General features: G+C 39.8%; 8 protein-coding genes. 4 read left to right on the top strand and 4 right to left on the bottom strand.

The window, feature by feature from the left end:
* Positions 1 to 133: 133 nt before the first annotated feature.
* A complete protein-coding gene (gene queC, locus H4J65_RS09935) occupies positions 134 to 790 on the bottom strand; it encodes a 7-cyano-7-deazaguanine synthase QueC (RefSeq protein ID WP_182197999.1) in 657 nt (218 codons plus the stop codon).
* A 67-nt stretch (positions 791 to 857) separates the two neighbouring features.
* On the opposite strand from queC, the gene queE reads away from it, so the two are divergent.
* Positions 858 to 1,532, top strand: coding sequence for a 7-carboxy-7-deazaguanine synthase QueE (gene queE / locus H4J65_RS09930; RefSeq protein ID WP_182197996.1), 675 nt, complete (start codon positions 858 to 860; stop codon positions 1,530 to 1,532).
* A 176-nt stretch (positions 1,533 to 1,708) separates the two neighbouring features.
* Here queE and pdsS read toward each other — a convergent pair whose 3' ends face one another.
* Together pdsS and pdsR are read right to left on the bottom strand one after the other, a co-directional pair.
* Entirely contained in the window at positions 1,709 to 3,940 is a 2,232-nt protein-coding gene (pdsS, locus tag H4J65_RS09925) for a proteobacterial dedicated sortase system histidine kinase (protein WP_259367575.1), read from the bottom strand.
* A gap of 6 nt (positions 3,941 to 3,946) precedes the next feature.
* Entirely contained in the window at positions 3,947 to 4,660 is a 714-nt protein-coding gene (pdsR, locus tag H4J65_RS09920) for a proteobacterial dedicated sortase system response regulator (protein ID WP_182197993.1), read from the bottom strand.
* 267 nt (positions 4,661 to 4,927) lie between these two features.
* Here pdsR and pdsO point away from each other — a divergent pair, with 267 nt between their 5' ends.
* Positions 4,928 to 5,773 carry a sortase-associated OmpA-like protein PdsO gene (pdsO, locus tag H4J65_RS09915; protein WP_182197990.1) on the top strand — a complete coding sequence of 282 codons (846 nt, stop codon included), beginning with the start codon at positions 4,928 to 4,930 and terminating at the stop codon, positions 5,771 to 5,773.
* 219 nt (positions 5,774 to 5,992) lie between these two features.
* On the opposite strand, the gene H4J65_RS09910 is transcribed toward pdsO, so the two are convergent.
* On the bottom strand, positions 5,993 to 6,418 hold the full coding sequence (locus H4J65_RS09910; protein WP_182197988.1) for a hypothetical protein: 426 nt from the start codon (positions 6,416 to 6,418) through the stop codon (positions 5,993 to 5,995).
* 718 nt (positions 6,419 to 7,136) lie between these two features.
* On the opposite strand from H4J65_RS09910, the gene H4J65_RS09905 reads away from it, so the two are divergent.
* Both H4J65_RS09905 and H4J65_RS09900 read left to right on the top strand, forming a co-directional pair.
* Entirely contained in the window at positions 7,137 to 8,855 is a 1,719-nt protein-coding gene (locus tag H4J65_RS09905; RefSeq protein WP_182197986.1) for an autotransporter assembly complex family protein, read from the top strand.
* A complete protein-coding gene (locus H4J65_RS09900) occupies positions 8,852 to 12,655 on the top strand; it encodes a translocation/assembly module TamB domain-containing protein (protein ID WP_182197983.1) in 3,804 nt (1,267 codons plus the stop codon). Before H4J65_RS09905 ends, H4J65_RS09900 begins: the two co-directional genes overlap by 4 nt.
* Positions 12,656 to 12,674 lie beyond the last annotated feature (19 nt).

The raw sequence follows: 12,674 nt of genomic DNA, 5'->3' as shown, positions 1-12,674 counted from the left end.
TATGGTTTAAACCATAAAATAGTCATGACTAAAAGGTAATGATTATCAAAATAAGCACCAAAAAATAGCGCTTAAAAAGGGACATTGTACTGTCCCTTTTTGCATTTAATTTGGCTGGCTTTTATAAATAAGCTTATTCGTATGTTAAAGGGTCGGTCACATTATTGTCAGCAAAGGCCTCTAGGCGCTCTTGACATGCACCGCATTTACCGCAGGCTTGTACTCGGCCATTATAACAAGTCCACGTGTCATCGTAACGCAAACCCATCTTTAAACCATCAGTTAATATATCGGATTTACTGTTCGTTAAGTAAGGACTGAAAATTTCAACCGCTTGATAATTCGCGATTTGACAAACCTCATTCATTTTCATAACAAATTCAGGTCGACAATCAGGATAAATAGCATGATCACCCGAATGAGCACCATAATATACTTGCGCGGCTTCTACTGAGACGGCATAACCCACAGCTAACGACAGTAAAATCATATTACGATTAGGTACAACCGTTGACTGCATACTTTCGGCTTCGTAATGACCTTCAGGAATGTCGATATCATCGGTCAAAGACGATCCCGCTAATAACTGATTAATGGATGAAATATCAATAACCTTATGAGCAACCCCCAGTTGTTGACAAACTTTACTGGCACAGGCAATTTCTTTCACGTGTTTCTGGCCATAATCAAAGGTTAAGGCATAGACTTCTTTACCGTCTTTTAAAGCGCGGTGCAGTACGGTGAATGAATCCATGCCACCAGAAAAAATTACTACGACTTTACTACTCATATTTACAGATCTCTTGGGGTATAATAAACTTGCGCATTCTACTAGAAATTATCTAAGCATTAAAGAAATGACCACACGTTATAAAATAAATGAATTGTTTGAAACTCTACAAGGCGAAGGCTCATTTACCGGCCAACCGTCAATTTTCCTTCGTTTACAGGGTTGTCCTGTCGGTTGTTCTTGGTGTGATACTAAACATACCTGGGACATTCATCCTGAGTTAGAAATAACCAGTAAGCAACTGTTAAGTAAGGTAGAAGAGACTGAACAATGGTCAAATTTATCCTTAGATGATATTGCTGCAATCTTTAACAAGCAGGGCTTTAACGCTAAACATATTGTTATTACCGGTGGCGAACCTTGCATGGAAGATTTAACCGCCTTGTGTTTATATTTTGAAGCACAAGGTTATAGCTGTCAGGTAGAAACCTCAGGCACCTTTGAAATTAGAGTCTCTGAGCAATGCTGGGTTACTGTATCACCCAAAGTGAATATGCGTGGCGGTTACAAAATTTTAGCCAGCGCGATGCAAAGAGCAAATGAAATTAAACATCCGGTGGCCACTGAGCAACATATTGATGACCTAAAAGCCTTATTAGCCACACATCAAGTAGAAAAAAAGCAGATTTATTTACAACCTATTAGCCAAAAACAACGTGCCACCGAGCTTGCTATTGCCGCTTGTATTAAAAATAACTGGCGCTTATCGGTGCAAGTACACAAATACATTGGTATTGAATAGTATTTTGTCATAGTTGTCATAGCAAATGCAGTAATGCGCTAGCTTGTCATGATCCAAACTTACTGCAATGCTGGAAGGGCAATGCTAGAAGTGCAATCATTAGAGGTGCAGCAATGCAAGATACAAGGTTAAGTGTAATTTTCATAGTCAACACAGCCTAGCTTAAGACATTAACATTATTTTGTTAATGGTAAGGTAATAATAACCTCAACGCCGAGCTGATTTTGCTGGTTTACGGCTTTTATTGTGCCGTGATGAAATTGACAAATTAAGCGCGCAATATACAAACCTAAGCCTAAATGAGGCTGTTCATTATTGTGTTTTTTCCTGATCGACACCATAGAGTCAAACAGTTGTTCACTCATTTGTTCAGGCAATAGCTCACCGTTATTGCTGATGGTTAACGTCACCTGTTGATTATTACGTGTGACGCTGGCGGTAATTTTATTATCGTCAGAAAACTCTACGGCATTGGCAATCACTTTATCTAATAACTGCGCGATATGTTCTGGTGAACCCAAAAGCGGATGCTTTCCTGGTGTTATATCATTGAATGAAAAATCAATATCAGGGTAAATCAGGCGATAACCTTGCATACAACCGTTAAATACCTGAGCTAAGTCAAAGGCACTTTTGTCGGTGTTTTGTAACATTTGCTCTATTCGGGTCGCTTCATTCATATTGGTTAAAATTAAGCTTAAGCGCTCAATACCATGTTGAGCGCGCACTAAATAGGGGTTTTCCACCAGGGGTGCTTGCCTTTTATCATTATTATCTCGTGTTGTTGCCCTGATACTTTGTTGCTGCATGGCTAAGGTTTCTAACGAGGTTCGCACCACGGCAATAGGCGTGCGCAATTCGTGTGATAAACGTGACGACATATTTTCTAAATAGTGATTATATTGACTCAGGCGATTAACCGCAGTTGAGAAACTACGCGACAAATCACCAATTTCGTCATTGGTATTTGAGGTATCAACATTGCCACTAATACGACCATGTTCGTCAATCGCCATTTCTGCTTGATTACTTAAGGTTCTGATCCGGTTTGATATCCGCGAAGCAAACAAGAAGAAGGCCAACGCGCCCAATAACATAATGGCCAAAATAGAACTAAAAAGCTTTTCAAGCGCCTGATTTCTTAAGGTGCGAATGCCATTAGTGGTTTCTTCAACAATCACCGCACCTTTTACCTGTTTATTAATAAATATTGGGTAAGCGGCTGACAATACCACCGCTTGTTGATCTGTACTTAAACGCCACTGCGACATAGGCTCACCCGTTAAGGCACTTTCGATATGTTTGCCTGTCAGGTTTTCTGAGTCATAAAGTTGGTCAATAAAATTACTGGGCGGTTGCGTCAGTATTCTTTCATATAAGGGTTTCAGTATATTGTTTTCAACGCTATGCCAAGCCGCTAATATAAAATTATCATCAGTATTATCAAGGCGTTCATTGTTAATGTTAACGCGCTTATTCCAGACACCGCTGGCTTTTTTTATATTACCTGTGGTGGCTAATACCCGATGATGTTGGTCAACCACCCAAATGCTAGAATTGGTATAACTCATGCCTTTAACAATGCGCTCAATTTCGGGTGAGGGTACTAAAATAGTGCCTAATGTCTCGGCAGAGCTGGGATCTGCTGAGCCCAGCGACGCTTGAATGCTACCTAAGGGGCTATCAACATCGTGCACCGCAAAAGCAATATTGTCGTTAAACTCAGTTAATGGCACGCGCACTTCAACGTTATAACCTTGTGCGGTATTTCGCCAATGCCCTTGAATTTGTCTAGCAGGTACAGGGATATCGGCTTCAATATCGGTAATACGATAAGCATCTATCCAGCCAGTGGTTTTATTGCTGATAATAAAGCGACTGAAAACGCCTTGTGGATTAATAAAAGCAAGCTCTAAGTGGTCATTATTAATGATGCTACGGGCATTACTGTCACGATATATGACCTTGTCGTCAATCACCCCAAAGTATAAATACAAATACTGACCATAAGTGCCAACCGCCGCGGTAAAATTTATTGATAATTGCTCAGGCGTTAGTTGGCTATAAAGTTGGTTATTTTGCTGATAAAAATGCGCTTTGTTGGCAAAGTCAGGCCAGTCTTGATTTAAACCGTCGAGTTGAATGGGCGCGGATAAACCGTAACTATATAGGTCTTTGCCTTTTTCAACGCTAGGTAAAAAACTCGCTTGATTATTAAACAAGTTTGCCCGCTCATGCATAGCGGTAGCAAGTGCTCTGGCTGTGCCTATTATGGTTTGCTCTTGACCATAACGGAGGTATTTTTCCATTTCCCAAACATATTGATAACCAAACCATGGAATGGTAAATAGAAAGCTTGATAATAAGAGCAGTTTACTTCTTAAGCCAAAACGCCATTTCATTGTCATTTTAGTTTAGTTACCTGAATTTTCTTTGGCGCTTTGGTTCCAGCGATAACCCATGCCATAAACCGTTTCAATACAATTAAAGTCGCTATCGATATGGCTGAATTTTTTACGCATGCGCTTGATATGCGAAGTAATGGTTGAGTCATCAACATAGATGTTTGAGTCCTGCATTAACTGGCTACGGTTTTTCACATGGCCGGGATGCTTAGCTAATGCGTATAACATCCAAAACTCGGTAATGGTTAAATCTACATTGTGCTCTTGCCATTGAATGCTCATGCGCTGACTATCGACGGTTAATGGCCCGATAGTGAGCATATAATCAGCTTGTTGTGGTTTGCCTAAGGCGTCTTGACGACGAAATAGCGCGGCAATTCGGGCAGACAAGTGCGGTAAGCTAATATCTTTGGTGAGATAATCATCAGCGCCAATACGCAAGCCCGATACGGTATCAACATCACTATCACGCGCGGTTAAAAAAACAATCGGTAAGGTTGTCGACTTTGACCGTAACCATTGGCATAACTCAAAGCCAGCATCATATTCATGTTCAAGGCCAATATCCAAAATGGCTAAATTAGGTAAGCGTAGATTAAACGCTTGCATAGCGTTTGCCTTATTAGCGTAGGTTTGTACTTGGTAACCTTGTAGGCGCAATACATCAGCATAGTTTTCTCTAATGGCGGCATCGTCTTCAACAATAGCAATCCGTTTCGACATGATTGTTGTTTATCCTTTATCTCGTTGTGCGTAAATATCTGCATAAAAACCTAGCTTAATAATATCGAATAAACGCCATCGATGCTGCTAATTGTTGACATTGCCATAATGTTGCCACATTTGCTCACTGAATTGCCATATTTGCGCCCTTTAGTCGTCGTTTTTCTACGCTTTAATAACACCATCAAAAACAAGCAAGCTAATTAAGTGTTTAGTTAGCAAGTATCCATCGACTATTTATCACCGACACTATTAATGAGAGACACCATGATGACAAGACAATTAACCACAGCAAATAACCCAAGTGTAAGTAAAACTTCTCGAGCCAAAAAATTGATTAATGTTGCTTTAATATCAGCCTTAACGGTCAGCCCCGTCTTTGCAACTTCATATGAAGAAACAGCGCAAGACAAAATAGCGCAAGAGAGTTCAGCACAATTAAAGGAAGAAATTGGCTTCGGCACAGGCATGGTTATTGGTGCTATTTTAGGCGGACCTATTGGCGCCTTTATCACTGGGGTAGCCGGTAATATGATTGCAAAAAACATCAATGCCACGGATGAAATTGAAAGCTTGTCAACCGCCTACAGCGCAGAGAAAAAAAGTAATGAAGTATCGCTAGTTCGCTACCAACGACAAATTGAGCAAGCAGAGCAAAGCTATCAAATGGAGTTGTTAGCGCTAGAGCAAAACTATCAAGCGGCGAGTAACCTACAAGCACAAAACTTATTAATGAGCTTACAGTTCTCTACCGGCTCAAGTGAAATTAAGTCACATTATCAAGAGCAGATAGAAAGCTTAGCGCGCATTGTGCAACAATCACCTAATTTAACCTTAGATCTTTCTGGCTATACCGATAAACAAGGTAGTGATGCGCTAAACCAAGCACTTTCATTAGCACGTATTAATGCGGTTAAAAATGCACTGATTGACCAGGGCGTAAAGGCTGACCGCATTAGCTTATTTGCTTTTGGTGAACAGCAATCTGTGGTGGCATCAGTAAATAAAGAGGTGAGTTTTTATGATCGTCGTGTGGTTATCAAGTTAAAAAACACCGCATTAGCCAATGATGCCACTCAACAAGAAAACTCACAAACGGCCAAGAACTTTTAACACTGTGCATTTTAACCTGGTATAGACGGCAATCTAAGCTAAGAAAAATCTAGTCTAAAAATAACTAAACTAGGTGTAAAAACAACAGTTAACCCATTTATCTGTTAACTGTTTCAATAAAAATCAACAAAAAGCCAAGGCGTTCTGCCTTGGCTTTTTGTTTTAACCTTTACTTAGAACACGTTATTAAGTATTTATTAGGCGCTTATTAACCATAGGCTACTTGCCTAAAGTAAACTTAGTATCAGCATCTCGAAGTAAATATAGCGCTGCACAAGCAGCTAACATAGGCCATGCGGCGAAGAATAATAAATTATTAAAAGCATCCATATACTGCGCGTAAGCTGATAATGTTGAACCCGCATGCATCAGAAAAATTAAACCGTAACTGAGGCGTTTTTTAATGCCAAATAAAAATGCGAAAACCAATATTAATTGTAGCGCGCCTAAAACATAAGCCATGATGTCATTAAAGCCGCTGATTTTATAAAAATGTTCAAAAATTTTAATACTATGTGCTGGATTAACAAACTTGTCTAGCGTCCAAATAAACATCACAATAAACACACCTACCCGTAAGAATAGTAATGACCATTGCAAGTTGCTTTGTAAGTTTTTGTTGGCTAGGGGATCGGCTGTCGACATATAAATTCCTCAAATTAAATAAAAGTGTTGGTAACAAGGTTAAAGACCGAGTAATCAAGCTTAAATTTCAACATTATGATTTTTTAATTACCGAGAGGCATTTCAATGGCGACTATAATAATAAGCAATAGCAGTAGGCCTAAAACACTTTGTCCTAGGCTCGACAATAGCATGGAGTTGTCTTGCCATAGCTTTATCACAATGGCGATGCTACTGAGACTAATTGAGGCTGTCGAAAAAAACTCAAGATAAACCCTAACAATAATATAAAGAAAATGGCGCCAACCGCGTGCGGTAACAATGGGTCCATATGCATAGCTAGTATCCTTTTCAATCATCGGGTTTATGGTAAGTTAATAAGCTTGCAAGTAGAGCTACGCATTATAAATATTGCATAAAGCAGGGTAAAAACAAGGTTAAAAATCCAGTCAATTAAATCTTAGTCAATGTCTTAGTTAATGCCTTGGTTTAAGCCTTAATTTAACCATTAGTTGAAGTTTCAAGTAAAGCATGAGTTTAAACGCATTTAATTTACCAGCGCGATGTATTTGGATGATTTATTGTAAATAATATTTATTTAATGATCTCCTGCAACAAAGTCGTCATAATTATTATGCTGAGGTTTTATTTTTATCAGTCAATCAAGCATGGAAGAATATTGAAACAAGTGAATTCCCCTTACCGCAATCGACTACTCTATACATTAATGACTCTTTTAATGTTAGTAAGTGCCTTTGCAGTGCAATCAGCAGAGCTTGGTGAAAATGTTGGTACCCATCTCAATATTATGGGTGTTGAAAGCGCATTCAAAACCAATATCTTACGTAATTTGAGCAGTAACGAAAATACCATTCCATTGTCACTGCTGGGTTTTCCACAATCAGACAATTATATTTTAACTAAAGCCCGCAGCGCGTTGCAGGCATTGGGCTATTACCAGCCTGTGTTAACCTTGGCTGACGATAAACAAGGCAAAATACTCACCATTGATTTACAGACTCCTGTGCGATGGCACAACACTAATATTGTGCTCAACTGCGAGAATGAAATTAAGGAAATCCCCCAACTTATTGCTAAACATCCATTTACCCAAGGCAAAATTATTAACCATGGCGATTACAGCCAGTTTAAAGCCTCGTTGCAACGCGAAGCACAAGAGTTAGGTTTATTAAACGCCACTTTTTCATCTAGTGTGTTAAATGTTGATGTGGCTCAGTTTCAAGCCGATGTGCATTGGGTGTTCAACTGTGGCGCTCGCTATAGCATTAACAAAGTGACGATTGAGGGCACAGTTTTATCCCATGATTTAATCAATCGTTATTCAACCATTCGCTCTGGTGACAATTATAGTCAACTCGACATTATTGCCAGTCAGCAGGCCTTAAATCGCTCTGGTTTTTTTAAATCAGTGGTGGTTGAACAGTCAGTTGACCATCTGACAAAAACGGTCGATGTTAGCCTTTCAATATTGGATACTGACAAATATGAACTTAAAACTTTGTTAGGTTATGGCACTGACAGTGGCGGGAAATTAGGGGTAAGTTGGAGAAATCGACGAGTAAATAGTAGCGCTCATCAATATATTGCCGCCATAGATTTTAATAAAGTAAAGCTCGATATTGCCGATATACACGCAACCTTTCAATACCAAATACCGTTAGATAAAGCCAACAGTCAATGGATAAACTTAGTCAGTTATCAGATTAAAAATGAGGAAATAGGTCGCAGTAAAATTTTCACCTTAGAGTCTGTGCTGGCCAATAAAATCAATGAAAATTGGTTTAGTCAATGGTCAATTGCCATGGCACAAGAGCTGTTAGAATCAGATGCTAACGTGAATCGTAGTTTGCAATATATTGTCCCTTCATGGCAACTCAATTATTACAGTGTTACCGATCCCTTTTCCGCTATAGCAGGTTGGCGTTGGCAAAGTATATTTCGTTTTAGTGGTGAGCAAGTTAGCGATCCCGATATAAAATTTTTACAAACTGATCAAAAAGTAAAACGTATTTGGTCACTCAATAATAACTGGCGATTATTGTTACGTGCACGTTTGGGCACTACGTGGATGGATACCGATGATTTTAATCGCTCTATGCCATCAAACTATCGATTTTTTGCCGGCGGTGATGTTTCAGTCAGAGGTTATAAACATCAAAGTTTGTCGCCTCTGGAGAACAACGTCTCACTAGGTGGTAAGCATGTTGTATCGTCAAGTTTTGAGGTCGATTACTTATTTAATGACGACTTTCGTTGGGCGGTATTTACCGATCAAGGCAATGCCTTTAATGATTGGCGGGATTGGAAAATATATAAATCAATCGGCACTGGTCTAAGGTGGGTAACACCGATTGGCGCTATTCGACTCGATATTGCTAAAGCACTTGATGGTAATAAAGGCTGGCGTTTTCATATCACCATAGGGCCAGATTTATGAGTTACTTCAAAAAGAAAGCGCTGTTAAAGTGGTTTAGCCTAATTACTACTGGCTTAATGGTTATCACGCTGTTAATGCTCTCATGGCTGTATACGACAGAATCAGGTTTGCAGTGGTTAGCTGCGCGCATTGCCCAACTGCAACCACAGGAACTACGTTTAGGTAAAATCAGTGGCACATTAAATACGCGCATAAAGCTAGCCGAGCTTGAATGGCAACAAGAGGGCACCAAAGTACAGATGACCGAGTTATCGGTTGACTGCCAATGGTTGCACTTGATTGACCGTTTGCTCTCGTGCGATAGCATTGCTTTAACTAACTTAGCGGTATCGAGTGTTAACGATGAAAAAACCGCCTCTTCGCCAGAGGCATTACCCAAGCTAGTGACAGTGACATTACCTATTGCGCTCAAAGTGAAGCAAGTGACTATGGCTAGCATTAGCTATCAGGCAATGAGCGCTAAAATAACCCCAGCCAAAAACAGTGACCCCGCAACAAGCATACCTTCACAAAGAGCCCATTCAGCAAACACAGCTTCAGCTAATACACCTTCAACTAGTACGGAGTACAATGTTAGCGACCTAGTATTAAAAAAATTAGCCTTCGCGCGTAGCAAAGCAAGCGTCGGTGAGTTAAAGCTTACATTTGACGAACACAAGATAGCGGTATCTGGTTATCTTGACATGCGAAAAAAGTGGCCGCATCAGTTAGCGGTTGAGGTGCAGGGGGCCAAACTTTCGGTCAGTGTGAAATCTAAAGGCAATATCAGTGACTCATCACAATTAACTTTACAGTTGCAATCGCCTAATCAAATGTTAGTGACTAGCGATTGGTTTTATAACCAAGGCTTATTTTTAAAGCGTGGCATATTAATAGCTGATAAACAACAAGTTGAGTTGGCCAGTCAAGCTATTGATCTCGAAAAAACCAAAGCAAACTTTGAACTTAATTGGCCAAAGTTGAGCGCTAAATTACAAATACAGGCAAGATGGCAAGATTTTAAAGACATACAGTTAACCATTAATACCGAGCTAGCTAATGTACTAGATTGGCGTGCGAGTTCAGCCGTCTCTTTGTTATTAAAAAATGAGCTTAATGCCGCGCAAATCGCCACAACCTTGCGCCAAGCACTGCCCGAGGCGATTGACCAAAGCACCCCTGCGATAAAGCAATCATGGCCAGTGCTAGCGAGCCTTGATTTGGCCATTAAACAAGGTATTGCTACGGTTAAAAGTAACAAGTTAACCTTGGGTAATTTAACGGCAACAATACAAGGTGAGTTTAATGTTGATAATCCGACCTCTGAAAACTTTTCGCTAAAAGGTCAGCTTAATGGTCGCTCGTTAGCATTAAACAATGTCTTTGAGTTGGCTAATGTCAATGCCAGTTGGCAGTTAGAACAACAACAGTCTCAATGGTTTATTTCTAGTCAAGGCAAGATAGATAAACTTGCGCTGGCAAAGTTTGACGGTAAAAAAATTCATTGGGCGTTAGATTTTAGCGAAGGCTGGCAGGGCGATGTTAAGGCCGACGCACTTAATATTAATGAGTTTAGCCTTGAACAACCTTCATTGAAAATCTCTGGTTTACCCGCTGATCATAAAATGCTCATTAGCGCTACATTAGCTGAAAATACAGCTGTTAAATTAAGTTTTGATGGTCAATTACTGCAACAAGATGCAAAACCGTTCAGCATCAATAGTGATATATCAAAGGCTATATGGCAGATCAGTAAGCTTGATTTTAAGGCTGAAAACCAACAACAAGCACTGGTTTTAACCACAGAGCAATTACAATTAAGTGCTGAAAATCAACGAATAAAAAATCTATGTCTTAGCGGCAGTGGCAAACTTTGTATCAATGCGGATAAGCAAGTAGAGCAGTGGACAGCTAATTTAACTTTCGAACAATGGTCAATGTCACCGATTTTCCAGCAGGTTAAGCATTGGCAGTCCAGGCTACTCGCTCAGTCATCACAATATCCACAGGAAGTTGAAGGTATGGTGACAGGTCAGTTAGCGTTATCAGGTAAAGGTCAGCAATTGGCAGGAATTTCGGTCAATGTAACGATACCAAGCTTTAAATTGCAGTCATCTGACGTTCAAATACACGGACAAGAACTGACTATACTTAGCCAGCAACAGCAAAATTCTATCGCAATCACCACACAATGGCAGACAATAAATACCCAGTTACACTTACCCGAGTGGCCAGCTAAAATTTCGATGCCTACAGGTCAGATGTTGTTGTCGATTACGCCTGACTTTACCGTCGATTTTGACTTAGCACAAACTGATATTACCTTGAGCGTTCCAGATGAAAGCAGCCCAGCTGACACACAGCTATCAAAGCATTTATTAACGGTAGCGCTTTTAAAACTGCAGGGTAAATGGCAAAAAGATAAAATATCTACTGGTTTGAAGATACGGTTATCTGGCGAAGATGAAATAACGGCCCAGTTTAACAGTGACTGGCCGCTGATTGATTCAGCTCGTCTTGATGGCGACTTGTCAGTTAATTTACAGCAATTTGAATGGCTTAAGCAGTGGCAAAAACGTATCGATAAAATAGCAGGTAGTCTAGTGCAAAACTTTACCTTAGCAGGTACTTGGCGTGAGCCAATATTTACCGGCGAAGGTTCGCTTGGCATTGAACATTTAGTTATTGATGAATATGGCTTAGATATCCGTAACAGCAAAGTAAAATTAAGTAGTCAACAAGACCGTGTTATATTATTAGGCGAATTACAAAATCCGCAGGGATCACTAACAATAGCAGGGCAAGCAAAGCTATCAATGCCGATAAAAGCAAATCTAACGATTGAAGGTCAACAAGTTACCTTGGTCAATAATAATGATAATAAATTAATTGTTTCGCCCATGTTAAAGGCAAATTATCAAGACAAGCACTTAACTGTAGACGGTAACTTAATTGTTGACCAAGCTGATATCAAAATAGCGTCTTTGCCAAAACCTGCCATTAGTGTTTCAGAAGACCAAGTTATTATTGACGAAAAAAACCTAGCCGAAAAAGACCCAGCACTTGACTATAATATCTCGCTAACGCTATCAGCAGGAGACAATGTTAAAATCAGTGGTTTTGGTTTATCAAGCGAAATACAGGGTAATTTATCTTCATCACTTATTACCGGCCAACCTTTGACTCTTAATGGTCGCTTAGATTTAAAAGAGGGTAAATTTGAAGCCTACAAGCAAACATTAACTATTGAACAGGGGCAATTATTGTTTCTGGGTACGGCAGAAAATCCAAGCATTCAGTTTCGAGCGGTTCGTATAGTTGATGATATCAAGGTTGGGATTATTGCTGATGGAACAATACATAACCCTCGTTTAACGTTATTTTCAGAGCCAACAATGGCAGATGAAAATGTATTGTCATTACTGATCACTGGCCGAAAATTAGATTCTTTATCACAGCAAGAGGGCAATGCACTGACCAGTGCCGCCATTAGTTTAGGGGTAGAGAGTGCCAACAAATTAGTGCAAAAAATTGGTGAGCAACTGGGCCTCAAAGATGTGGCTTTTACCAGTAAAAGTGCTAATAACGGAAATAGCACGCGTGTTGATATTGCCGCGAAGATTAATGACCGTTTAAATGTAGGGTACGGCACCAGTATTGACTCTGACAGTAGCGTTCAGGCGGGGTGGAATATTGAATACAAGCTATCACCGAATATATCGTTTGAAGCCATTAGTGGCGATGAAATAAGTGCTAACATCAACTATAAAAAGCAGTTTTCATCCACTAAAGACAAAGACAAAGACAAAGACAAAAATTAGTACTGGCAATTAAATTAAA

This window comes from Colwellia sp. MB02u-9, from assembly GCF_014077085.1.
Classification (GTDB): domain Bacteria; phylum Pseudomonadota; class Gammaproteobacteria; order Enterobacterales; family Alteromonadaceae; genus Cognaticolwellia.
This window is presented reverse-complemented; position numbering and strand designations above follow the sequence as displayed.